24 protein-coding genes are annotated in these 21,890 nt (G+C 64.6%); 13 read left to right on the forward strand and 11 right to left on the reverse strand.

The features are described from left to right. Nucleotides 1–124 precede the first annotated feature (124 nt). Nucleotides 125–343 carry a hypothetical protein gene (locus Q319_RS0103490; protein WP_029480574.1) on the reverse strand — a complete coding sequence of 73 codons (219 nt, stop codon included), beginning with the start codon at nt 341–343 and terminating at the stop codon, nt 125–127. A gap of 266 nt (nt 344–609) precedes the next feature. On the opposite strand from Q319_RS0103490, the gene secA reads away from it, so the two are divergent. Next, nucleotides 610–3,219, forward strand: a complete 2,610-nt coding sequence (gene secA / locus Q319_RS0103495) for a preprotein translocase subunit SecA (RefSeq protein WP_029480576.1) — start codon at nt 610–612, stop codon at nt 3,217–3,219. Nucleotides 3,220–3,309: 90 nt separating this feature from the next. On the opposite strand, the gene pdxH is transcribed toward secA, so the two are convergent. From pdxH to Q319_RS26090, 3 genes are all read right to left on the reverse strand, one after another. Continuing rightward, nucleotides 3,310–3,954: a pyridoxamine 5'-phosphate oxidase gene (pdxH, locus tag Q319_RS0103500; protein ID WP_029480577.1), complete on the reverse strand. Its 645-nt coding sequence runs from the start codon at nt 3,952–3,954 to the stop codon at nt 3,310–3,312. A gap of 80 nt (nt 3,955–4,034) precedes the next feature. Then, entirely contained in the window at nt 4,035–4,892 is an 858-nt protein-coding gene (locus tag Q319_RS0103505; protein ID WP_029480578.1) for a DNA-formamidopyrimidine glycosylase, read from the reverse strand. 196 nt (nt 4,893–5,088) lie between these two features. Next, nucleotides 5,089–5,718 carry a putative quinol monooxygenase gene (locus Q319_RS26090; RefSeq protein WP_245618939.1) on the reverse strand — a complete coding sequence of 210 codons (630 nt, stop codon included), beginning with the start codon at nt 5,716–5,718 and terminating at the stop codon, nt 5,089–5,091. Nucleotides 5,719–5,740: 22 nt separating this feature from the next. Between Q319_RS26090 and Q319_RS0103515 the strand changes: the two genes are divergently transcribed. After that, nucleotides 5,741–6,388 (forward strand): pyroglutamyl-peptidase I, encoded by a 648-nt coding sequence (locus Q319_RS0103515; RefSeq protein ID WP_029480580.1) that lies wholly within the window; start codon nt 5,741–5,743, stop codon nt 6,386–6,388. Here Q319_RS0103515 and trpS read toward each other — a convergent pair. Further along, nucleotides 6,379–7,389, reverse strand: coding sequence for a tryptophan--tRNA ligase (gene trpS / locus Q319_RS0103520; RefSeq protein WP_029480581.1), 1,011 nt, complete (start codon nt 7,387–7,389; stop codon nt 6,379–6,381). The two genes, Q319_RS0103515 and trpS, sit on opposite strands and share 10 nt — an antisense overlap. Before the next feature lie 318 nt (nt 7,390–7,707). Continuing rightward, entirely contained in the window at nt 7,708–8,739 is a 1,032-nt protein-coding gene (tdh, locus tag Q319_RS0103525) for an L-threonine 3-dehydrogenase (protein WP_029480582.1), read from the reverse strand. Nucleotides 8,740–8,889: 150 nt separating this feature from the next. Here tdh and Q319_RS28085 point away from each other — a divergent pair, with 150 nt between their 5' ends. Further along, nucleotides 8,890–9,033: a hypothetical protein gene (locus tag Q319_RS28085; protein ID WP_169816502.1), complete on the forward strand. Its 144-nt coding sequence runs from the start codon at nt 8,890–8,892 to the stop codon at nt 9,031–9,033. 75 nt (nt 9,034–9,108) lie between these two features. Next, complete coding sequence (locus Q319_RS0103535; protein ID WP_029480583.1) at nt 9,109–9,543, forward strand: hypothetical protein; 435 nt, start codon at nt 9,109–9,111, stop codon at nt 9,541–9,543. 8 nt (nt 9,544–9,551) lie between these two features. Here the strand turns inward: Q319_RS0103535 and mqnB are convergent, their stop codons facing one another. After that, a complete protein-coding gene (gene mqnB / locus Q319_RS0103540) occupies nt 9,552–10,196 on the reverse strand; it encodes a futalosine hydrolase (RefSeq protein ID WP_051655075.1) in 645 nt (214 codons plus the stop codon). A 73-nt stretch (nt 10,197–10,269) separates the two neighbouring features. On the opposite strand from mqnB, the gene Q319_RS0103545 reads away from it, so the two are divergent. The 4 genes from Q319_RS0103545 (at nt 10,270) to lgt (ending at nt 13,417) form a co-directional block, all read left to right on the forward strand. Further along, nucleotides 10,270–10,998: an SDR family oxidoreductase gene (locus Q319_RS0103545; protein ID WP_029480585.1), complete on the forward strand. Its 729-nt coding sequence runs from the start codon at nt 10,270–10,272 to the stop codon at nt 10,996–10,998. A 261-nt stretch (nt 10,999–11,259) separates the two neighbouring features. After that, on the forward strand, nt 11,260–11,514 hold the full coding sequence (locus Q319_RS24195; protein WP_034413608.1) for a twin-arginine translocase TatA/TatE family subunit: 255 nt from the start codon (nt 11,260–11,262) through the stop codon (nt 11,512–11,514). A gap of 15 nt (nt 11,515–11,529) precedes the next feature. Beyond that, complete coding sequence (gene tatC / locus Q319_RS0103555) at nt 11,530–12,318, forward strand: twin-arginine translocase subunit TatC (RefSeq protein ID WP_029480586.1); 789 nt, start codon at nt 11,530–11,532, stop codon at nt 12,316–12,318. Between the two features lie 151 nt (nt 12,319–12,469). Further along, the gene (lgt, locus tag Q319_RS0103560) at nt 12,470–13,417 is read left to right on the forward strand and encodes a prolipoprotein diacylglyceryl transferase (protein ID WP_029480587.1); all 948 of its coding nucleotides are present in this window, start codon (nt 12,470–12,472) and stop codon (nt 13,415–13,417) included. 57 nt (nt 13,418–13,474) lie between these two features. On the opposite strand, the gene Q319_RS0103565 is transcribed toward lgt, so the two are convergent. Continuing rightward, entirely contained in the window at nt 13,475–14,314 is an 840-nt protein-coding gene (locus Q319_RS0103565; protein ID WP_029480588.1) for a VOC family protein, read from the reverse strand. A 349-nt stretch (nt 14,315–14,663) separates the two neighbouring features. Further along, nucleotides 14,664–15,602, reverse strand: coding sequence for a hydroxymethylbilane synthase (gene hemC / locus Q319_RS0103570; RefSeq protein ID WP_029480589.1), 939 nt, complete (start codon nt 15,600–15,602; stop codon nt 14,664–14,666). A gap of 86 nt (nt 15,603–15,688) precedes the next feature. Here hemC and Q319_RS0103575 point away from each other — a divergent pair, with 86 nt between their 5' ends. Then, a complete protein-coding gene (locus Q319_RS0103575) occupies nt 15,689–16,321 on the forward strand; it encodes a PaaI family thioesterase (protein ID WP_245618941.1) in 633 nt (210 codons plus the stop codon). 2 nt (nt 16,322–16,323) lie between these two features. Then, on the forward strand, nt 16,324–16,782 hold the full coding sequence (locus Q319_RS0103580; protein ID WP_081845870.1) for a hotdog fold thioesterase: 459 nt from the start codon (nt 16,324–16,326) through the stop codon (nt 16,780–16,782). A gap of 6 nt (nt 16,783–16,788) precedes the next feature. On the opposite strand, the gene Q319_RS0103585 is transcribed toward Q319_RS0103580, so the two are convergent. After that, complete coding sequence (locus tag Q319_RS0103585; protein ID WP_081845871.1) at nt 16,789–18,108, reverse strand: MFS transporter; 1,320 nt, start codon at nt 18,106–18,108, stop codon at nt 16,789–16,791. 516 nt (nt 18,109–18,624) lie between these two features. Here Q319_RS0103585 and Q319_RS0103590 point away from each other — a divergent pair. Further along, nucleotides 18,625–18,882 carry a hypothetical protein gene (locus Q319_RS0103590; protein WP_029480593.1) on the forward strand — a complete coding sequence of 86 codons (258 nt, stop codon included), beginning with the start codon at nt 18,625–18,627 and terminating at the stop codon, nt 18,880–18,882. A gap of 108 nt (nt 18,883–18,990) precedes the next feature. On the opposite strand, the gene Q319_RS0103595 is transcribed toward Q319_RS0103590, so the two are convergent. Further along, on the reverse strand, nt 18,991–19,470 hold the full coding sequence (locus Q319_RS0103595) for a DUF420 domain-containing protein (protein WP_029480595.1): 480 nt from the start codon (nt 19,468–19,470) through the stop codon (nt 18,991–18,993). A gap of 256 nt (nt 19,471–19,726) precedes the next feature. Here Q319_RS0103595 and Q319_RS0103600 point away from each other — a divergent pair, with 256 nt between their 5' ends. Both Q319_RS0103600 and Q319_RS0103605 read left to right on the forward strand, forming a co-directional pair. Next, nucleotides 19,727–20,707 (forward strand): COX15/CtaA family protein, encoded by a 981-nt coding sequence (locus Q319_RS0103600; protein WP_029480596.1) that lies wholly within the window; start codon nt 19,727–19,729, stop codon nt 20,705–20,707. Continuing rightward, nucleotides 20,704–21,627 (forward strand): heme o synthase, encoded by a 924-nt coding sequence (locus Q319_RS0103605; RefSeq protein ID WP_029480597.1) that lies wholly within the window; start codon nt 20,704–20,706, stop codon nt 21,625–21,627. The genes Q319_RS0103600 and Q319_RS0103605 overlap by 4 nt, the downstream gene beginning before the upstream one ends. The last annotated feature ends 263 nt before the right edge of the window (nt 21,628–21,890 follow it).

Genomic DNA, 21,890 nt, shown 5'->3' on the forward strand with positions numbered 1-21,890 from the left:
CAGCAATCGCAGTTCAAGCTCGTCAAGGCGAGCTTGAAGGATCAGGCAATTGGGGCAAAGAGCGTTCTTGATGCGCCTACTCTATCTGATTCCACTCCGCAAGTCCCCCTGCTGAGTAGTTACCTTAGTTGTTCTCTTCTTCCAGGGCCGCCGTGTTGTAGCGGTTCGACAGGATGAAGAACGTCGGTGCCCACAGGCCCACGAAGATGCCGAAGCGCTCGCCGTGGGACTTTTCCTCGTGGGTCTTGTCGGTGCCGCCCTGGGTGGCCCAGATGATGATCGAGGCGATGATGGACGCGAATCCGGCGACGCTCAGAAAGTTGGAAATGCTGCGGTTGGACATAGGTGTTGCCTCCTGGTGGGCGCTGGGGTGTCTTGCCGGGCTGACGTTTCCGGTTCCGACTGCACTGTGACCCACTACACCCTCCACATTTGCACGAAGACCGACAGAGGCGGGCAGGAGTGACCTTTATCAGAGGTTGACGCAGGGCAACTTCCGCCTGGGCACAGCGGGGCACAACGCTGAGTCTGGCGCGCTCAGGTTGCCTACGCGCGCCACTGTGAACTTGTGAGGTCATGGTCAGGTCTGGAGCGGTATACTTGCTCGTCATGTTCCGTGTCCTCAATAAACTATTCGATAACAACCAACGCGACGTGCAGCAGATCGTGAAAACCATCGTGCAGCCGGTCAACGCGCTGGAAGAAGAGATGATGGGGGTGGAAGACCTTCCCGCCGCCTTCGGTGAACTGCGCCGCCGCGTGCAGGAGGGCGGCGAGTCCCTGGACGACGTGATCATCCCCGCCTTCGCCCTGATCCGCGAGGCCGGACGCCGCTCCATCGGCAAGCGGCATTACGACGTGCAACTGATCGGCGGCTACGCCCTGCACAAGGGCCGCATTGCCGAGATGCGCACCGGCGAGGGCAAGACCCTGGTGGCGACGCTGGCGCTGGCGCTGAACTCGCTGGCCGGACGCGGCTGCCACCTGGTCACGGTTAACGACTACCTGGCGCGCGTGGGCGCAGACGAGATGGGGCTGCTGTACCGCTCGCTGGGCCTGACGGTGGGGCTGGCCAGCCGCGAACTGCAACCCGCGCAGAAGCAGGCCGCCTACGCCTGCGACATTACCTACGTCACCAACTCCGAACTGGGCTTCGACTACCTGCGCGACAACATGGCCCAGAGCCGCGAGGCGCTCTCCTTGCGCGCCGAACACCCGCTGAACTTCGCCATCGTGGATGAGGTAGACAGCATTCTGATCGACGAGGCCCGTACGCCGCTGATCATCTCGGGGGCGGCAGAAAAGGCCACCGACCTGTATTACGTGTACGCCAAGCTGATCCGGCGGCTCCAGAAGGGTGAACCCGCCGTTCCCGGTGAGCGCCTCGAGGCCACGGGCGACTACACCATCGACGAGAAGACCAAACAGGTCCACATGAACGAGAGCGGCATTTCCAAGATCGAACGGCTGCTGAGCATCCCGGACCTGTTCAGCCCCGAGAACATGGACAAGGCCCACATGATCACCCAGGCCGTGCGCGCCTTTGAACTGTACAAGCGCGAGAAGGATTACATCGTCAACGCCGAGGGCGAGGTCATCATCATCGACGAGTTTACCGGGCGCAGCATGCCGGGCCGCCGCTACGGCGAGGGGCTGCATCAGGCAATCGAGGCCAAGGAAGGCGTCAAGATCGAGAACGAGAACCAGACGCTGGCCACCATCACCTACCAGAACTTCTTCCGTCTGTACAACAAATTTTCCGGCATGACCGGCACCGCCAAGACCGAGGAAAAGGAATTCCTGGACATCTACGGCTCCGACGTGCTGGTGATTCCCACCAACCGCGACGTGATCCGCAAGGATTCCGAGGATCTGGTGTACCGCAGCAAGCTGGGCAAGTACAACGCGGTGGTAGAAGAGGTCAAGGAGATGCACGCCACGGGCCGCCCGGTGCTGATCGGCACCGCCAGCATCGTGACCAGTGAGCAGCTCAGCGAACTGCTGACCGCCGCCGGGGTCAAGCACAGCGTCCTGAACGCCAAGTTCGAGGCGCAGGAGGCCAGCATCATCGCGCAGGCCGGGCGCAGCAGCACGGTCACGATTGCCACCAACATGGCCGGGCGCGGCACCGACATCAAGCTGGGCGGCGACGCCGAGTCGATCATCGGGGCCAGCATCGAGGCCAGCCTGGGCCTGAACCGCTACGTACCGGAGGTGGAGGCGTTCATCACCGCGCTGAACCGCAAGGACCCCCGGACCGTTGAGATTGGCATGCAGATTCCCGGCATGACCGAGGAATTCATCGGGCAGGCGCAGCAGCTCCATACGGAAACGGTGGCGGACCACGCGCGCGTGCAGGAGGTGGGTGGGCTGCACATCATCGGCACCGAACGCCACGAATCGCGCCGCATCGACAACCAGTTGCGCGGACGCGCCGGGCGACAGGGCGATCCTGGCAGCAGCCGCTTCTACGTGTCGTTCGAGGATGACCTGATGCGCCTGTTTGCCAACGAGCGCGTGGTGGCCATGATGGACCGCCTGGGCATGGACGACACCCAGCCCATCGAGGCCAAGATGGTCACGGGCGCAATCGAGAAGGCACAGGCCCGCGTGGAAGACCGCAACTTCAGCACGCGCAAGCAACTGCTGGAATTCGACAACGTGATGAGCAAGCAGCGCGACACCGTGTACGCCCAGCGCCGTGAAGTGCTGCTGGGGCCAGACGAGGCCGTCGAGGAATCCACCGAGGGCATGATCGCCGACTTCGTGGACATGCAGCTCGCCACCTACCTACCCATCGAGGCCAATGCCGATTCCTGGGACATCGAGGGCTTGCAGGCCGCCATTCTGGACGCCGTGCCGCAGATGGAGGGCTTCGACTTCGAGGGCCTGCGCGCCCTGTCCCCCGCCGACGCGCAGAACGCCATGCTGGGCGCGGTGGCCGACTCCTTCGACGCCCGCAAGGACGAGCTGAGTCCCACCATGCTCAACAGCCTGTCGCGCTACGTACTGCTGCAAACGGTAGACCAGCACTGGAAGGAACATCTGCACGGCATGGACGTGCTGCGCCAGGGCATCGGCCTGCGCGGTTACGGCCAGCGCGATCCCTTCACCGAATACAAGTTCGAGGCCACCAACATGTTCAACGAGATGATCGACAACCTGAAGACGGACGTGACCAAGTTCGTGTTCAGGATGCAGTTCGGTCAGACCGGGTAAAGCAGACAGAGGCAGCGCGGGAAGCAGCGAAAGGTTGCTTCCCGCGTTGCTTTTGCTAACGGCCTCCAACAGCGAGAGAGGGCAGTCGATTCAGGGCATCAGACGTTCGATCTGCCAGCCCTCGCCCTGCCGCGTGTAACGGAAGCGGTCGTGCATGCGGTTGGGACGGCCCTGCCAGAATTCCCATTCCTGCACGGTCACGCGGTAGCCGCCCCAGAAGTCCGGGCGGGGAACGGGCTGGCCTTCGGGGAAGCGTTCGTGCAGGGCAGCAAATTTAGCTTCCAGCGCCTCGCGGTTTTCAATCGGCGCACTCTGCGGATCGCTGGCGTGGGCGGCCAGTTGGCTGTCGCGTGGGCGGACATGGAAATAGTCGTCGGCCTCGGCATCCGGCACGCGGGCGATAGAGCCGTATGCGCGGACCTGACGCTCCAGTTCGGCCCAGTAGAACAGGAGTTCGGCCTGCGGATTGGCAGCCAGATCGTGGCCCTTGTGGGACTCGAAATTGGTGTAGAAGGTCAGCCCGCGCTCATCCGCGCCGCGCAGCAGCACCGTGCGGACACTGGGCCGCCCCGAGGCGTCTGCCGTCGCCAGCGACAGGGCGTAGGGTTCAGGCAACTCAGCCTGCTGTGCGGCATCGAACCAGCCTTTGAACTGCGTCAGAGGATCAGGGTTCAGGTCAGTCCGCCGCAGCGCGTCGCGGGTATAAGAAATTCGCAGGGAAGTGAGATCGGTCATGGAAGCTCCTGTGCGCCCGGAGGCGCGTCTAAGGGTCAAGGGTCTGAGAGTCCAGGGAAAGGCGGAAGAGACAGGGGTTGTTAGCCCTTGGACCCTTGACTCTTAGACCTCTCTTTGAGCGTCTGACACTTCGGGCAGAAATGCGTTCCACGCTGGGCCAGCACGATCTTTGCAATGTCGGTGCCGCAGCGGGGGCAGGGCTGGCCGCCTTTGCCGTAGACGTGGTGTTCGAGCTGAAAGAGGCCGCTCACGCCGTCGTGCTGGCGGTAATTGCCCACGCCGTTGCCCAGGCTACTGCCGCCCGCCTCCACTGCCTTTGCCATGACCTCGCGGATGGCTGTGTACAGCTTCTTGCCCTCGGCGGAGGTCAGGCGCGTCTGGGCCGGGTGAATCTGGGCCTGCCACAGGCTTTCGTCGGCGTAGATGTTGCCCACCCCGCTGACCGGCTTCTGGGACAGCAACCACGGCTTGACCGCGCCTGCCTCACGCGCCAGCTTCACGAAATCGGCCTCGTTGAAGTCGTCCGAGAGGGGTTCGGGTCCCATCGCGGCCAGGGTAGGCATACTTCCGTACTCACCGGGACGGACCACGGCCATCTTTCCGAAGCGGCGCGGATCGTTGAAGAAGAGTTGTTCGCCGTCCTCAGTGGTCAGGGTCACGCGAGTGTGCGCCCCCGGCTCCAGTCGAAAGCCCCCGGTCATGCCCAGATGAACGATGAATTCCAGATCGTGGGGATCCGCCTCTGCCGCGTCTGCCGCTGCGAGTTGCAGCATCAGGTACTTGCCGCGCCGGGACAGGCCCTGCACCCGCCGTCCCACCGCCAGATGCGTATCGCGGTACTTGTGCGGCGCGTCATGTTCGACATTCGCAATGACGCGCCCGCGCAGCAGCGGCTCGATCTTGCGGCGCGTGGTCTCGACTTCCGGCAGCTCTGGCATACCCGCCCAGCATAGCGGCGCGGCTGCGGGGCGAAGGTAGCGAAGGCTCCGGGAAAGGCTCATACGGATTCCGTCTGTTTCGCGCAGAAATCGGGACAGCGCCGATTCCTGCACTCCACGCCCGGAACCCGTTTTTCTCCTGCTCGCTCTGCTCGGATTTCCAGGCGTTTTCAACACCTTTCAATCGGAGTCCGTATCAGGCCACGTCTATCTCTTCTAACACCGTCACCACCGGAGCCTCCTGAAACCAGTCCCCGGCCTTGGCACGGTAAGCCTTGTAATGCGCCGAGTCGCGGTGGGCCTGCACGGCGTCCATATCGCGGTAGCGCTCCTGCACATGCAGGCGCACGGTTCCGGCGTCGTCCTGGCGCAGCAGGTCATAGCGCAGGCAGCCGGGTTCCTGGCGGCTGCCCTGGACCATGCCCAGCATCTCGCTCAGGACATTCTCGACGTGTTCCGGCGCCACGAAAGTCTTCAGATCCACGCGTTGAAACTGGTCAGGATCACTGTCGGCCAGACAGACCAGATCAAAGGTGGTCCGGCGGTCCGTCTTCAGGGTGCGGAGTTTCGGATTGGTATTGCTGGAGTAAAATCCCGCCGGATTGGCATCGTAAGCCTCATCAGGTGTCCGGTAGCCACCCAGTTTCATCACCTGCCTGACGTTGCTGGTGTCGATCACGAAGAAGTCGATGTAGTCCAGCGTGAGCGTGGCCGTTTGAGCGGTGATGGTGACCTTCTTCAGATCAGCGTATTGAACGGCAGGAGCAGCCCAGGCCGATGACAGGAAAAACGCCGTGGGCAACAGGAACCTGATGATGCTCTTCATCCGCTCAGCTTACACTCGGGCCATGTCCAAGTTGCTTCTGACCGGATTCGAGCCGTTCCACACGCACCCCGACAATCCCAGCGCGAGGGCGGCAGCAGCACTGGACAGGCTGGAGGTAGGCCACATGCGCGTCGTCTCGGCCCTGCTTCCAGTGGAGCCGCACTCGGCGGGTGTGGCGCTGGAGGCGTTGCTGGAGCAGCATCAACCCGGCGCGGTGCTGCTGACCGGACTGGCGGCGGGCCGTCCCCAGGTCACGCTGGAACGGGTGGCGCTGAATGTCATGGACTTCAATATCCCGGACAATGCAGGCAACACCTACCGCGACGCGCCCGCCCACGCCCATGCGGACGCGCCTCCGGCCTATCTGTCCACGCTGCCCCTGCGCCCGATTCTGGGTGCGTGGCAGGCGGCGGGCATTCCCGGACACATCAGCAACACGGCGGGCCTGTACGTCTGCAATTTCGTGATGTACCGCGCCCGGCACTGGCTGACGCAGAGGGGCCTAAGTGACGTGCCGTGCGGCTTTCTGCATCTGCCCGCCAATCCAGCCGTGGCCCTGGCCGTGCCGGAAGACCGCCCACCTCTCCCCTATCTGCCGCAGGAGGAGATCACGCGGGCGGTGCGGGTGGCGGCGGAGGTTGTGGGAGAAGGTTCCCGCACTCAGAAATAATCCAGCCCCATCGCCTCGCGCACGGCTTTCATCGTTCCAGCCGCCACTTCCCGCCCGCGCTGGGTGCCCAGGCGAACCACCTCCTGCACGCTGTCCATGTTGCGGGCAAAGTCGGCGCGGCGCTCGCGAATAGGGGAAAGCGTGGCTTCCAACACGTCGGTCAGGTGGCGTTTGACCTTCACGTCGCCCAGCCCACCCCGGCGGTAATGATCCTTCATGGCCTCCAGCCCCGCGTGATCCGGGTCAAAGGCGTCCAGATAGGCAAAGACCGGATTGCCCTCCACCCGTCCAGGATCTTCGGCGCGCAGATGCCCTGGATCGGTGTACGTGCCGCGCACCTTGCGGGCCACGGTGTCGGCACTGTCGGAGAGGAAGATGGCATTATTCAGCGACTTGCTCATCTTGCCGCCGCCGTCCAGACCGGGCAGCCGCGCGGCCTGACCCACCAGCGCCTGTGGCTCGGTCAGCACGGGCGCGTACAGGTGGTTGAAGCGCCGCACGATCTCACGCGTCTGCTCGATCATGGGCAGTTGGTCCTCGCCCACAGGGACCAGATGCGCGCCGAACGCAGTGATGTCGGCGGCCTGCGACACCGGGTAGACGAAGAATCCGGCGGGCACCGATTCGCCGTAGCCCTTCTGCGCGATCTCGGCCTTGACGGTGGGGTTCTGGCGCAGATGGGAGACGGTGACCAGATTCAGGTAAAAGACCGTCAGCTCCGCGATTTCGGGAAGCTGGGACTGGATGACGAAGGTGCAGATGTCCGGGTCCAGGCCCACGGCCAGATAATCCAGCGCCACCTCCAGCACGTTGTCACGGACCTTCTGCGGGTTCTCGAAGTTGTCGGTCAGCGCCTGCATGTCGGCCAGCAGCACGAAGGTTTCATAGTCGTGTTGCAGGGCCACGCGGTTGCGGAGCGATCCGGCCAGGTGGCCGATGTGCAGCGGGCCGGTGGGGCGGTCTCCGGTCAGGATGCGTTTTCTGGGCGGGTTGGTGGTCATGGTCTATTCCTCCGGGAAATTGAGAGCAACAAAAAAAGCCGCGCCGGGATGTTCTCCGGGCGCGGCCTGTCGGTTCGACGGCACAAAAGGAAGGGTCACCCGGTCAACTGCCGGGCCACCATGCCTGCGTGTGTGCCTGTTTGAAACTCATGGGCGGAGGATAGCGCGTGGGCGAGGAGGGGAGTGTCATTCTGATCCTCTGTAGGAGCCTGGGAGAAAGTCATTCGACGGCGAATGGGCTGCTCCCACGGTCAACCCCTCCGCAGCATCTGGAATGCGCTTTTCCCACACCCGACAACCCACAACCCACAACCCAGCTCAGCCCTCCCAGTCCAGAATGACCTTGCCGCTCTGGCCGCCCAGCATGGCGTCGAAGCCCTGCTGGAAGTCAGAAATGCCGAAGTGGTGGGTAATCACCGGGGTCAGATCGAGGCCGGACTGGATCAGGGCCACCATCTTGTACCAGGTCTCGAACATCTCGCGGCCATAGATACCCTGGATGGTCAGCATCTTGAAGATCACGCTGTCCCAGTCGATGTCCACGCGCCCGGCGGGGATGCCTAGCAGGGCGATCTTGCCGCCGTGATTCATCAACTTCACCATCTGGGCGAAAGCCGCGCCAGAACCGCTCATTTCAAGGCCCACGTCGAAGCCCTCGGTCATATGCAGTTCGTGCTGCGCGACGGTCCACAGATCCTCACGGGCCACGTTGACGGCGCGGGTCACGCCCATCTCGCGGGCCAGAGCCAGACGGTACTCGTTGACATCGGTGATGACCACGTTCCGCGCCCCGACATGCCGGGCGACAGCGGCGGCCATCACGCCAATCGGCCCCGCCCCGGTGATCAGCACGTCCTCGCCCACCAGATCGAACTTCAGGGCGGTGTGGACCGCGTTGCCGAAGGGATCGAAGATGGCGGCCAGATCGTCGGAGATGTCGTCTGGGAGCTTAAAGGCGTTGAAGGCCGGCAGCACCAGATATTCGGCGAACGAGCCGGGACGCTGCACGCCCACGCCCTGGGTGTTGCGGCAAAGGTGGCGGCGGCCCGCGCGGCAGTTGCGGCAATGCCCGCAGGTGATGTGACCCTCGCCGCTCACCCGGTCACCAACCTCAAATCCCCGGACCTCGGACCCCATTCCAGCCACCACACCCACGTATTCGTGGCCCACCACCATCGGCGTGGGCACCGTGCGCTGCGCCCAGTCATCCCAGTTGTAGATATGTACGTCGGTGCCGCAGATGCTGCTCTTTTTGATGCGGATCAGCAGATCGTTGGGGCCGGGAACGGGCACGTCCGTCCGGGTCAGCCAGATGCCGGGTTCGGGTTTCAGTTTGCTCAGGGCGCGCATGGTGGGAGAGGAAGAGGTCACGCCAGCCGTTTTACTCTCAGTCGGCGCTGTTCGCCGTGACCGCGTTCACCAGGGCTGGACACCCGGTCTCAACACTCCCTAAGCCCGGCCCGCTGACAACCGCCGCCCGCAGTGTCGTACCCTGACTTCATGATCAAGTACCGCAAGCAAAATCCCCTGGAACCCGAAAAGGACTCCGAGGTCACCCTGAACGTCACGCCGCTGCTGTTCTTCGTGGTGGGCTACCTGGCCGTGCGGGCGCTGATCCGCACCGCGCGCACCTATAGCGAGTAGACCGCAGCCAAGAGACACCCGGGAATGAATATGGGTCTGGCCTTCTGCGGGCGGCCAATCCGTTAGGCTAGGCGCATGACCGATGCCAGCAACCCCCAGCAGTTCAAAAGCGCCGCCAGCAACCGTTTTGTCGTCCCCGGCTGGACCAATCTGGTCGAGGGCATGCCCGACAGTGTGGAAGTCCAGCTCGATCTGGACCAGGCCGATATCGGGCGGGAACAGGCCAGCCTACTCGTCGAGTACTGGGCCACCAACGCCGACATGACCCTGCAAAGCATTCTGCCCGTGCGGGCCTTCACCACCACCCCCGAAGGCTGGTGCGTGTTCGTGCCCGCGCAGGGGCGGGTGCTGGTGCGCGCCGTCGATCCGCAGCCCACGCCCCCGGTGCTGGTCAGCCACTGGATCAACATCGATCCGGCCACCCCTGCCGGGACCACCGTGAACGTGAAGGTCAATTTCCCCGGCAACGTGCCGAACACCACCAGCAAGAAACTGTCCCTGAACAGCTAGGCCGGGCTTCAACCCCCCAGCTCTTCCCAGACTTCCAGCGCCGCCGCCACGCCCCTCCGGGTGGCGGCGAGCGCCTGTGGAATCCGCCAGGACGCGCGGTCACGCGGACCCACCGCGTTGCTCACGCCGCGCACTTCCAGCACCGGCACCCCGGCCAGCAGGGCGGCGTGGGCAATGCCTGCACCCTCCATGCCCTCGGTGAGTGCGCCCGAAAAGCGTTCCTGTAAAGAGGCGGCGGTTTCCAGACTGCCCGTCACGCTGCTCAGGGTCAGCAGCGGTCCCAGGCGTGCGCCCGTGCGCCGCGCGACTTCGGGAGCGGCGGCCCAGGTCGAGAAGCGTCCAGCGTGCGGGGCGTCCGGGAGGATGGACAGCCCCAGCCCGTCAAAATCCAGAAACCGCTCGCCGTCCCACGCTCCCAGATCGGCCTGAACAATCTGGGATGAGAGGGCCAGATCACCGGGCAGCAGGCCGGACGACGGATAGGCCCCGCCGATGCCCGCGCTGATGACCAGTCCAGCGTTCTGCTCTTGCAGCGCCCGCGCCGTCGCCATTGCGGCGGCCACGACGCCCACCCCGGAGACGATCACGCGGGCATTCATATCTAGCAGGCGTTCGGCCTCGGCATGTGTGGCGACGACGATCAGGGGCAGCATGGGCCACAGGGTAAGGGGTAACGGTGCGGGGCATCTCCCCTTCCCCGCACCGCGCCGGGTGTAGCCTGCCCGCATGACGTTGTTTCGGCTGGACGGAAAACGCGCCCTGGTGACGGGCGGCAGCAAGGGCATCGGGCTGGCGGCGGCACATGACCTGATCCGGTTGGGCGCGCAGGTGACACTGGCCGCGCGGCACGAGGACACGCTGAAGGCCGCAGCAGACGCCATCGGGGCGCGCTGGGTGGTGGCCGATGTCAGCACGCAGGAGGGCGTCTCAGCCGCCGTGCAGGAGGCAGGTGACGTGGACATTCTGGTCAGCAACGCGGGCGGCCCCCCACCGGGGAAACCCAGCGAGGTCACTGAGGACGCGTGGCAGGCCGGATACGACACCACCTTCCTCAGCACCGTGCGGCTGGCGAACGCGGTGCTGACCGGGATGCGTGAGCGCCAGTGGGGCCGCATTATCGCCGTCACCAGCCTGACAGTGGGGCGGCCCTCGCCCGCGCTGCCAGTCAGCAACGCCATGCGCGCCGCCGTGACCAACTACCTGCGGACGCTGGCGCTGGAGGTGGCCGCCGATGGCGTGACCTGCAACACGGTTGCGCCCGGTTACACCGCCACGGACCGCCTGAAAGCCCTGAACAGCAGTCCCGACGACGCCGCCCGCTTGACCGCCCGTATCCCCGCCCGCCGCTTTGGGCAGCCGAACGAGGTGGGGGCGGCCATCGCCTTTCTGGCCACCCACGAGGCCGCCTATATGACCGGGCAGGAGTTGCTGGTAGACGGCGGCTGGAGCATCTGAAGACAAGCATCGGGAGGGCAGATTGCACGCCAACTGTCACTTGTCCCTGAGCCATTAAGGTTTAATAGGCAATCCGCCCGGCCCGCCGCCGCATATCTACAGGACAGAGTGAGACCGCTTCACCGTCCGCCCAGTGTTCATAGCAGTCCAGTTCACAGCAGTTGTGCTTCACGCCCCATCCATCCCCGGCAATTCATCCCCTTCAACAGTAATAAGCACGCCCGGCCACCGCCGCGCCCGGCACGCAAAGGAGCAACACTTATGGGTCCCCTTGAAATCATTCTGATCGTCGTCGTGATCGCCCTGGTCTTCGGGGCCAGCAAGTTGCCGCAACTGGGCAAGGGCCTGGGCCAGGGCATCAAGGAATTCAAGCGCGAGACGGGCAAGACCGACGCCGACACCACCGAAGTCGTCACGCCCATTACCGACGTGTCTTCACGCCAGATCGATCCCGTGACCGGCGCGCCGATGCCCACCGAGCGTGAACGCGAGACCGCCGGCAACCGCCGCGCGTAAGGGAAAGGCCACGCCATGTCCCCCAAAACTGTTCCTGCGACGGATTTAAAGAGCGCTCCGCTGTTCGATCACTTGGACGAACTGCGAAAACGGCTGGTCTTCAGCGTGATCTTTCTGGTCATCGGGATGTCGGTGGCCTTTGTCTACCGCATTCAACTGATCGACTGGGTCAAGGGACCGCTCCAGTATTCGCAGCTCTATGTCGATGGCAAGGTTCAGGTCGTCACCTATACCCTGACCGAACCGCTGCTACTGAGCCTGAACCTGTCGCTGTGGGCCGGGCTGGGACTGGCGCTGCCCTTTATTCTGGGGCAGGTCTGGGGCTTCATCGCGCCGGGGCTGTATCCCGCCGAGCGGCGCTGGGCCATTCCGTTCATCGTCGGGGCAGGGCTGTCCTTCCTGGGCGGCGCAGTCTTCGGCTACAAGCTGGTGCTGCCCACGATGGTTCCCTTTCTGGTGGGCTTTCTGGCCGGGGCCGTCACGCCGATCCTGGGGCTGGGCCAGTACATCGGGACCGTCACGACGTTCCTGGTGGCTTTCGGCATCGCCTTCGAGATGCCCATTCTGTCCATCATCCTGACGCGCATTGGTATCGTGAACCACGGCATGCTGCGCAAGGGCTGGCGCATCGCGCTGGTGGCGATCATGGTGGCCGCCGCCGTCATCACGCCCACGCCGGACCCCACCAACATGATGCTGGTGGCCGTGCCGCTGTACGTGCTGTACGAACTGAGCGTGCTGCTCTCGCGGGCCTTCCGCCTGCCGCCGCCCGAAGAGGAAGAACTGCCTGCGCTGGGCCTGTAACACGGACTGTAAAGACCTCCCATTCCACCCTCTCCCCACGGAGAGGGCTTTTTCGTGCTTCTTGGAGAGGGGGGCAAGTGACCCTGCCGGGCGAGGTCCATCGCACATGGGCGTTTCTCACCGTCCAAAAGGCTTAAACTAGCGCCGACTTATGAATCCAGTATTCCTTCAAATCGGTACCTTCACGATTGCCTGGTACGGCGTGCTGATCACGCTGGGCATCGTGATCGGCGCGTGGCTCGGCACACGCATGGCGCGGCAACGTGGCCTCAACGTCAACCTCTTCAGCGACATGATCCTGTGGATGATCATCTGGGGGCTGGTCGGTGCGCGGCTGGTCTTCGTACTGACCTCCTGGGGACAGTTCGCAGACACCCCTTTCCCCCGCGTGCTGCTGGACATCATCAACCTGCGCTCGGGCGGCATCTCGATCCACGGCGGCCTGATCGGCGGCATCCTGGTGCTGCTGTACTACACCCGGCGCTACAAGCTCAATTTCTACCAGTACGCCGACCTGTGCGTGCCGGGCGTGGCCCTGGCGATCATCGGCGGGCGGATCGGCAACATCATGAACGGCACCGACACGGTGGGGCGCGTGACCGGCTGGCCCATCGGCTTTCGCTGGCCGGACAGCGCGCAGGCCTTTCACGGCGGCATGTGCGTTCCCAACTCCAACCCCGATATGGACCTGTCGCAGTACTGCCAGGAAATCGGCGGACAACTGGTAATGACCGCGCCGGTGCATTTTGCTCAGCTCTATGGCGTGATCATCGGCGTGATCCTCAGCGTCGCTTCATATTTCTGGCTGCGCTCGCATAAGCCGGGCTGGGCCTTCTGGCAGTTCTGGCTGTGGTACAGCATCCTGCGCGCCGGCTGGGAAGAAACCTTCCGCCTCAACCCCCTGACCTTCAACAGCTATCTCAGCCAGGGTCTGGACAAGTCGGGCATCGGCCTGTTTACCGATACGCAGGTCATCAGCATTCCGCTGATCATCGCCAGCATCATCATGCTGATCCGCATTCGCAAGCAGCCGGACACCCCGCTGCCGGTGGAAACGCGAGTGGAGTCTCCTACAGGCGGGCAGACGCAAACGCGTTAGAACAGCTTCAGAAGAAGAGGGCAGCCCACGCATACGGGCTGCCCTTTTCCATTCTCTTCAGGGCGCAACAAACTCGAAGACATGCCCTTCCGGGTCACGCACGGCCAGCCCCTTTTCGTCGTGGACATATGGCAGGCCAGCACCCTTCACCAGCTCTGCCACCGCGTCCACATCGGCATAGAAGCGCACAAAGGCGTGATCGCCGCCCAGCATATCGGCCAGCCCCACCTGCGGGTCCCAGGCGTACAGCCAGCGGCGGGGCGTGCCGTTGCCGTCTGGCTCCGGCTGCGGCCCCAGCGTGAACTGGGCGAAGTCCCGGTCCTCCTGCTCCTTGGCAAAGGCAAATCCGTAGGCGCGGGGCAGGCGCTCCTTCATGGCGGCGTAATCGCTGAAGGCCAGGGCCACCTCACGCAGTCCCATAACGGGCAGGGCGTGGGCGGGGCGCTGAACGGGCACAGGCGCAAAGTGCGGCTGGCGCGTGTCGGCCCGGTCCACGGCGCGCAGTTCCAGGCCGTGCCCGAAGGGATCGAAGAAATACAGCGTCCAGTCGGGGCGGTCCTCTGTGCCCAGATTGATCTCCTCCCAGGCCAGACCGTGCGCGTCCAGAAGCCCCTTGCTCGGCTCCAGATCCTCCAGCTCGATCTGCCAGGCGTAATGGATGTGGGAGGCTCCGCGCGGCCTCAGTGGGGCCAGCCGCGCGTCGTTGGCCTGCCGTGTGACTGGCTGCCACAGCGTCAGCGTCTGGTGCGGATTGACCACGAATTCGGCCACGCCCGCCGCCTCGTCATGACGGGTCAATTCCAGCCCCAGGACTTGCGAGTAGAAGCGCACGCCACGCGCCAGATGATTGACTTCCAGCGTCAGGCCCGCGAGATCCAGGATGGGAGAATTGGACATGCCCGCATTTGAGCGCGTGGAAGCTCCCTGTGAGTCCCAGAGGGTTGAACAGTTCTTTAGGGCTTCCCGTCCGACATCACCCAGATCATCTTCAACACATTCAGACCGCCAGAGCAATGCTGAAACGCCAACCCGAAACGGCCACCAAAGGCCGTCGGGCGCGCAGCGCACGGGCCACACGCAGCGTAACGGAGCATGGCATCAGACCCGGATACCGCCGCCCATCTTCGCCCAGAACGCCCAATCCTCCTGCCCAGTGCAACGCTGGCTCCCCCTGCCCCTCTGGGGGAGGGGGCTGGGGGGCGGGGCTGCCCGAATAAAACCTCAATCCAGCAGCGACCAGAAATCTCTACGCAATCTGCGCGTGCGCCGCGTCCACCAGCGCCTGTGCGCCCTGCCCCAGCGTATCGGCAGCCAGTTCCGCCCCCAACTCGGCACATTCGGCCACGTCACCGCTGGTGGTGGCCCGCAAGACCTGCGAGCCGTCCAGCGCGGCCACCCAGCCTTCCAGGGTCAGGATGCCGCCTTTGACGGTGGCGTGCGCCCCCACCGGGGCCATGCAACCCGCGCCCAGCCCGGCCAGAAACTCGCGCTCGGCGGTAATGCGGTCATCGGTGGTGTGATCGTGAATGGCGTAGGCGACTTCCACCGTCAGATCGTCGTCGGCGCGGGTTTCCAGGGCCAGCGCGCCCTGACCGGGGGCAGGAAGCATGACGTCCTGCTCGATAAATTCGTCGATGCGGTGGCGCATCTCGGTGCGGATCAGTCCGGCAGCGGCCAGGATGATGGCGTCATATTCATCCCCGGCCAGCGCGGCCAGCCGGGTGTCGATGTTGCCGCGCAGGCCGATGATCTGGAGGTCCGGGCGGAAGGCCATCAGGAACGCCTTGCGCCGCACGCTGCTGGTGCCGACGCGTGCGCCGTGGGGCAGATCGGCCAGGCGCTTCATGCCCTCCTTGCCGATCAGCACGTCACGGGCGTCCACCCGCTTGGGAATGGAGGCCACTTCCAGTTCCCCGGGCTGACTGGTGGGCAGGTCCTTGAGAGAATGCACCGCGATGTCGATCCGCTTGGCCAGCAGGGCATCCTCGATCTCCTTGATCCAGAAGCCCTTGTCGCCCTGCTGCGCCATCGAAATCAGGCTGGCGCGGTTGCGGTCCCCCTTGGTCGTGATGGTCTGAATCCGGAAATCCGTTTCAGGCCACTCCTCTTTGAGCCGGGCCACCACCCAGTTGGTCTGTGCCAGCGCCAGCGTGCTGCCGCGCGTTCCTACCGTCACCGTCCGCATAACCTGGGCAGTATAAGGGCTGGGGCGGTCACCGCCTATGCACTTTGTCCTTCATACATAAAAGTGGAGCCAACATGCTCCCGAACATGAAACGGTCCTGCCTGCGGCTGGCTATGATGCCGGGCATGTCCAGCACCACAGCAATCGATGCGCCTCAGACTGAAACCCGGGCCACAGACCCCAGTCCACCGCCGCGCACCCGTACCTATTCCTGGCAGGACCCGCTGATCGGCGTGGGGGCCGTTCCCGGCCTGAGCGGGCTGGAGTACCTGCGCGGCATGGTGCGGGGCGAGTACCCGCCGCCCCCCATCGGGCAGACGCTGGGCTTCAGTATTGGGAATGAAGAAGATGTGCAGGAGGGCAAGGTGACCTTCCGAATGCGCCCCGAGGAATTCCATTACAACCCGATTGGCAGCGTCCACGGCGGCGTGTACGCCACGCTGCTGGACTCGGCACTGGGCTGCGCTATTCACACCATGTTGCCCGCCGGGGTGGGCTACACCACCCTGGATCTGGCGGTGAAATACCTGCGCCCGCTGCGCCTGGGCATGGGCGAGGTCCGCGCGGTGGCCGAGGTGATCAGCGTTTCAAAGCAGGTGGCCACCGCCAGCGCGCAGATCGTCGACGACGCGGGCAAGGTCTACGCCACCGCCACCACCACCTGTCTGGTGATGCGGCCCACCCGCAGCTCTCATGCCGAACAGGCTCAGGAGAAATAAACATGACCGATCCACAGACCACGTCTCAACAGACCCCCTCCGATTTCATCCTCGAACAGCTCGGCGGTCAGCGCGGGCTGGTGGAACATCTGGGCATCACGTTTACGGAGGCCAGCGGTTCAAAAGTGGTGGCGCAGATGCCGGTGGAACCGCGCGTGCATCAGCCCTTCGGCATCCTGCACGGTGGCGCGAGCGTGGTACTGGCCGAGAGTGTCGCCAGTACGGGGGCATACCTGAGTGTCCGGGAACGCGGGATGATGGCCGTGGGCCTGGAGATCAACGCCAACCACCTGCGGAGCGCAGTGTCTGGGACGGTCACAGCCACCGGAACGCCCATCTTTCAGGGGCGCACCACCGAAGTCTGGAACATCGAGATTACCGACGAGCGCGGCAAGATGGTCTGCATCTCGCGCTGCACGCTGGCAGTCATTCCTATGCCGGAGGGCGGAAAGGCGGGTTGATCCCAGCTACAGGCGCGGCGCGGCATCTGAGGAGGGTTTGATGACGGTGGCACTGGTCTCCGTGGGATGTGCGGGCAGATCTTCCTCGATGTCCTCCAGATTCATGGCGCGCAGTTCGGGGGCCAGATACGCCGTCATGCCCACCACGATCAGCGTGACGATGCCGCCCATCCACACGCTGCGGGCCGTTCCCAGCAGGCTGGCCGCCACACCGCTCTCGAAGGCCCCCAGCTCGTTGCTCGCGCCGATGAACATGCCGCTGACCGAATTCACGCGCCCGCGCATATGGTCCGGCGCTTTGAGCTGCAAGGTGGCGCTGCGGATCACCATACTGATGCCGTCGAAGAGGCCGGTGGCGACCAGCGCAGCCACGCTGAGATAGAAGTTCTGCGACAGCCCGAAGACCATGATGCTGACGCCAAAACCCGCCACCGCGATCAGCAGCGTGCGGCCCGCGCCCTTGCCAGGGGGGCGGCGCGTGGCGTAAAGCATCACCCCCAGCGCCCCCACGCTCGGGGCGGCCACCAGCACGCTCAGTCCCAGCGGCCCCACCCGCAGGATGTCCGAGGCGAAGATCGGCAGCAGGGCCACTGCGCCGCCGAACAGCACGCTGAACAGGTCCAGCGCCATGCTGCCCACCAGCACCTGCCGCTGCACCACGAAGGCCAGCCCCTCCTTGACACTTTGCCAGAGGGGTTCGCCGGGAGTAAAGCGGGGCCTGGGCTTGGGTTTCACGTAGGCCACGCACGCCAGCGACACCAGCAGCAGCGCGCAGGCCACGCCGTAGGCCGCCGCCGCTCCCGCAGACGCGTACAGCACCCCGCCCAGCGCCGGACCCATGATCGCCGCCGCCTGCCCCGCGCTGGAGCGCCAAGCCGAGGCCCGCAGCAGCAGCTCACGCGGCACCACCTGCGCCTGAAAAGCGGGCAGCGCCGGATCGGCAAAGCCGCGCGCGATGCCGAGCATGAAGATCAGCGCCAGGACCGGCCAGATGCCGTTCAGGGTGGCGTGCGGCGCGTACAGCGTGAACAGCAGCGCACAGACGACCTCTGCCGAGATGGTCAGCAGCAGGATGCGGCGGCGGTCGTTGCGGTCCGCCACCACACCGCCGAACAGCGCCAGACTCAGGGCCGGAATGGCCTCCACCAGTCCCAGGATGCCCAGCGTCAGCGGATTTTTGGTGATCTGGTAAAGCTGGTAGGCCACCGTCAGGGCCACGGCGCGGCTGGCCAGCGTACTGGTCACGGTGGCCAGCAGCATGGCGCGGAATTCGGGCAGGCGCAGCACGTCCTGACTGGAAGTGGTGGGCGAAGGCGTGAAGCTCACGCGCGCAGTGTAGGGGTGGGTGGGCGTGCCTTCGGGGGTGACACGGCGGGAGGGTTTTGTGGGCGATGTTCAAAGGATGCCGTCTGCGGTTTAACCCCTCAGTCTGCTTCGCAGCCAGCTCCCCTTAAAGGGAGCCAAGGAGCGCAGAAGACCGTGCCACACGCCATCTCCTTGCCTCCCTTCTAAGGGGCTTGGTGATGCAGACAAGTCTCTCATGTTTGGCTTTACGCTGATTTTCGCAAGTTGTCATTTTTCTCTGGCTGCGCTGGGACGGCGTCTGCGGTTCCCCCCTCCCAGCCTCCCCCGCAAGGAGGGAGGAGCTAAAAACGCCGTGTTTATCGGTCTTATCACTTTTATGAGAGAGATCTCTGCATCACCCAGCTTCTAAGGGGAGGTGGCGCGTAGCGCCGGAGGGGTTAACCGTGGGAGCCACCCCAGAAACCCATGAGGCAAATCCACCCATTCTTCGCCTGTCCCGGAACATTCTTTTCCCCTCTCACCCTGTATTCTTGAGGGATGCTGATTCTGGAAGGGAAATATGTGGTGCAGCCGAACAAGAAACTGGCGATCTACGCCGAGGGCAAGACGCTGCCCGCTGGGACGCTGGAGAGCGACATCGAGGCGTTACAGAAAAAGTGCCAGGGCGAGGGCCGCTGCGACGTGCAGGTCAACACCCAGCACGGCATCATGCGCGGAACTTTGATCGAGAAGAAGCCCTACAAGTTTAGCGGCTGGCACTTCGAGGGCCATCTGGCCTTCCCGCCCAAAGCCTGAAGCATTCGCACCTGAAAGCGCCGTGCCTTCCCTGGTTTCTCCGGGAGAGCGCGGCGCTTTTTGCTGTCAGTGCAGGCCGTCCAGTGCGGGCTGTTCAGTCTGTGAACGCTAGCCCTTGACCACCTCTCCCCACCTTCCCAGCACCAGATAGATGATCCAGCCAGTCACGGCCACGTACAGCCACACCGGCACGGTCCAGCGCACCCAGGCGCGGTGGCGGTTAAAAAAGGGCAGGGCGGCGGGGGCGTCGATGTTGTTCAGGTTCCCGGCCCGCTTCAGACCGTTCCAGGCGTTGTACAGCGCCATCAGGGCCAGCGGCAGGTTGGCGGCGGCCAGGATGATGTGGCTGATCAGAAAGACGAAATACGCGGTGCGCCATTCCTGCGGCCCGGTGAAGACCTTCTCGTAGCCCAGGCCCAGGCGGGTCAGGTAAAGCACCAGAAACACCGCTGCCAGGGCGCTGGCCGTGAGCATGGCCCGCATGTGCCACACGCGCTCGCCCCTGCGAATGAAGTACACGCCCGCGCACAGGGCGATCCCGCTTAACACGATCATGATGACCGCCCACTGGTTGATGATTGGTGCCATATCGCCACGGAGTGTAGGGCGGGGGGGGTGGGCGTTATGGCCCGGAAGTCGCAGAGATCCCGGTTCCCCGAGCGGGAAGGCTGAACTGAGAAGATTCCGGGAGCGGACCCGTCCGGTGTTCTCGCCTGCCATTCCCCACCGGGGGACAATCCGCCGCCGGTAGAGGCGGGTAGAATGCCCGTATTATTCGCCGTCCGGTTTGTGGCCGCTGCTGTAAGCGGTAAAGAACCGGACGATCAAGGGAAGAGGTGAGAAGTTGAGCAGAACGCTAACTGCCCCGCGCACAGTGCCGGGCGTCTGGTTGCCCCGGCTGGCGTGGGGGGCGCTGGCCTATAACGTCCTGGTGATCCTGTGGGGCGCGGTGGTGCGGCTGACCGGGGCCGGGGCCGGGTGCGGGGACCACTGGCCGCTGTGCAACGGCGTGGTGGTGCCGCAAGACCCGACGCTGCACACCATCATTGAATTCAGCCACCGCGTGACCAGCAGCGCGAGTGGCCTGCTGGCGATTGCGCTGGTGGTGCTGGCCTACTCGGTCACCCGCCCCGGCCACCCGGCCCGCTTCGGCGCGGTCCTGAGTCTGGGCCTGATCATTCTGGAAGGACTGGTGGGCGGCGTGCAGGTGCTGCTGGGTCTGACCGCCCAGAGTACCGATCCGGCGCGCGGACTGGTGCAGGGGATTCACCTTGGCAACACCTTCCTGCTGCTGGGGGCACTGCTGCTGACCGCGCTGTGGGCTTCCGGTGGGCCGCGCCTGCGGCTGCGTGGGCAGGGGCTGGCCGGGCTGTGGAGCCTGACGGGCCTGGGGCTGATTCTGGTGCTGGGCATGGCCGGAGCGGTCACGGCGCTGGGCGATCTGCTGTTCCTGCCCGCAGACGGCACGCCGCTGGACACCGTGCGGCGCGACTTTTCCGGCACGGCGGGCCTGATCGAGAACCTGCGGATCGTCCACCCCATGCTGGCGGTCCTCACGGCAGCGTTTCTGGTGTGGCTGGGCCTGTTCCTGCGCCGGGAGCGGCCCTCGCCGGAAGTGGGCCGCTGGAGCCTGTTTCTGTGGGGCGTGCTGGCCCTTCAGATGGTGGCAGGCTTCGCCACGGTGGCGCTCAAGGCCCCGGCATGGATGCAACTGACGCACCTGCTGCTGGCCTGCACGCTGTGGCTGGTGGCCGTGATGCTGAGTTACCGCGCCCTGACCGCGCTGCGGGCCTCGCGCCCGGCCCCGACGGGGGTGGCCGCATGACCACCACCGGACTCCGGGGAGGCGTGGCGCGGGCTACATGGCGCGATTACCTGTCGCTGACCAAGCCCAAAGTCATTTCGCTGCTGCTGTGGACCACCGTGACGGCCATGTTCATGGCGGCGCGCGGCTGGCCGGGGCTGTGGCTGCTGGTCGTGGTCAGTGTGGCCGGGTTCATGTCCGCCGGGTCGGCGGGCGTGTTCAACATGATCCTTGACCGCGACATCGATCTCAAGATGGCCCGCACGGCCAAGCGCCCCACCACCAGCGGCCTGATCAGCTCGCGCGACGCGGCCATTTTCGGGACCACGTTGCAGGTGCTGTCGTTCGTCATGCTGTGGGTCTGGGGATCGCCGCTGGCCGCGTGGATGAGTCTGGCGGGCTTCGTGACCTACGTGGTCCTCTACACCATGCTGCTCAAGCGGCACACCTGGCACAACATCGTGCTGGGCGGGGCTGCCGGATGTTTCCCGCCGCTGGTGGGCTGGGCCGCCGTCACGGGCGACCTGAACCTGTTCGCGTGGTTTCTGTTCGCCATCATCTTCTTCTGGACCCCGGTGCATTTCTGGGCGCTGGCGCTGATGATCAAAGACGAGTACCGCGAGGTCGGCATTCCCATGCTGCCGGTGGTCCACGGCGACAAACTGACCGTGGCACAGATCGGCCTGTACGCCATCTACACCGTGGTCCTGTCGCTGATGCCGATCCTTTTGCATGAGGTCGGCGTGATCTACGGTCTCAGTGCAGCGGCGCTGGGCGTGTGGCTGCTGATTCTCTCCTGGCGGCTGTATAAGCACGTGTTCGCGGGCAACAAGATCGAGCGCAAGGTGGCCGTGCCGCTGTACCTGTACTCGATGCTGTATCTGGCCATCCTGTTCGTGATGGGCGCGGTGGACCGCATCGTGTTCGCGCATCTGGGCTAAAGCACGAATAGCCAGATGGGCACGCACAGGAAGTACCGGGCGCGGCAAAGGACACTTGCCCGCCCCCATTTCTGCTTAGATGGGGCCAACGCTTGACCGTTCGGTAAGTCCCGCCTCTTTTTACTGGACGGGAGCGCGGCAGAACTGGCCCAATCTGCCGCGTGAGGCGTTAAACTGCCGGGGATTCACAGACAGACGAACATGGGCCGCAAAACGCACAGCGGCAAGACTCATAGCGCCAGAGCCGGAACACAGGACTTCAG

Origin of the sequence: Deinococcus marmoris DSM 12784, from assembly GCF_000701405.1 — a bacterium.
GTDB lineage: Bacteria > Deinococcota > Deinococci > Deinococcales > Deinococcaceae > Deinococcus > Deinococcus marmoris.

What these genes read in the sequence shown, in the direction of transcription:
- Q319_RS0103490 (WP_029480574.1), bottom strand. Translation starts at nt 343, where the DNA reads ATGTCCAACCGCAGCATTTCCAACTTTCTGAGCGTCGCCGGATTCGCG.
- secA (WP_029480576.1), top strand. Translation starts at nt 610, where the DNA reads ATGTTCCGTGTCCTCAATAAACTATTCGATAACAACCAACGCGACGTG.
- pdxH (WP_029480577.1), bottom strand. Translation starts at nt 3,954, where the DNA reads ATGACCGATCTCACTTCCCTGCGAATTTCTTATACCCGCGACGCGCTG.
- Q319_RS0103505 (WP_029480578.1), bottom strand. Translation starts at nt 4,892, where the DNA reads ATGCCAGAGCTGCCGGAAGTCGAGACCACGCGCCGCAAGATCGAGCCG.
- Q319_RS26090 (WP_245618939.1), bottom strand. Translation starts at nt 5,718, where the DNA reads ATGAAGAGCATCATCAGGTTCCTGTTGCCCACGGCGTTTTTCCTGTCA.
- Q319_RS0103515 (WP_029480580.1), top strand. Translation starts at nt 5,741, where the DNA reads ATGTCCAAGTTGCTTCTGACCGGATTCGAGCCGTTCCACACGCACCCC.
- trpS (WP_029480581.1), bottom strand. Translation starts at nt 7,389, where the DNA reads ATGACCACCAACCCGCCCAGAAAACGCATCCTGACCGGAGACCGCCCC.
- tdh (WP_029480582.1), bottom strand. Translation starts at nt 8,739, where the DNA reads ATGCGCGCCCTGAGCAAACTGAAACCCGAACCCGGCATCTGGCTGACC.
- Q319_RS28085 (WP_169816502.1), top strand. Translation starts at nt 8,890, where the DNA reads ATGATCAAGTACCGCAAGCAAAATCCCCTGGAACCCGAAAAGGACTCC.
- Q319_RS0103535 (WP_029480583.1), top strand. Translation starts at nt 9,109, where the DNA reads ATGACCGATGCCAGCAACCCCCAGCAGTTCAAAAGCGCCGCCAGCAAC.
- mqnB (WP_051655075.1), bottom strand. Translation starts at nt 10,196, where the DNA reads ATGCTGCCCCTGATCGTCGTCGCCACACATGCCGAGGCCGAACGCCTG.
- Q319_RS0103545 (WP_029480585.1), top strand. Translation starts at nt 10,270, where the DNA reads ATGACGTTGTTTCGGCTGGACGGAAAACGCGCCCTGGTGACGGGCGGC.
- Q319_RS24195 (WP_034413608.1), top strand. Translation starts at nt 11,260, where the DNA reads ATGGGTCCCCTTGAAATCATTCTGATCGTCGTCGTGATCGCCCTGGTC.
- tatC (WP_029480586.1), top strand. Translation starts at nt 11,530, where the DNA reads ATGTCCCCCAAAACTGTTCCTGCGACGGATTTAAAGAGCGCTCCGCTG.
- lgt (WP_029480587.1), top strand. Translation starts at nt 12,470, where the DNA reads ATGAATCCAGTATTCCTTCAAATCGGTACCTTCACGATTGCCTGGTAC.
- Q319_RS0103565 (WP_029480588.1), bottom strand. Translation starts at nt 14,314, where the DNA reads ATGTCCAATTCTCCCATCCTGGATCTCGCGGGCCTGACGCTGGAAGTC.
- hemC (WP_029480589.1), bottom strand. Translation starts at nt 15,602, where the DNA reads ATGCGGACGGTGACGGTAGGAACGCGCGGCAGCACGCTGGCGCTGGCA.
- Q319_RS0103575 (WP_245618941.1), top strand. Translation starts at nt 15,689, where the DNA reads ATGAAACGGTCCTGCCTGCGGCTGGCTATGATGCCGGGCATGTCCAGC.
- Q319_RS0103580 (WP_081845870.1), top strand. Translation starts at nt 16,324, where the DNA reads ATGACCGATCCACAGACCACGTCTCAACAGACCCCCTCCGATTTCATC.
- Q319_RS0103590 (WP_029480593.1), top strand. Translation starts at nt 18,625, where the DNA reads ATGCTGATTCTGGAAGGGAAATATGTGGTGCAGCCGAACAAGAAACTG.
- Q319_RS0103595 (WP_029480595.1), bottom strand. Translation starts at nt 19,470, where the DNA reads ATGGCACCAATCATCAACCAGTGGGCGGTCATCATGATCGTGTTAAGC.
- Q319_RS0103605 (WP_029480597.1), top strand. Translation starts at nt 20,704, where the DNA reads ATGACCACCACCGGACTCCGGGGAGGCGTGGCGCGGGCTACATGGCGC.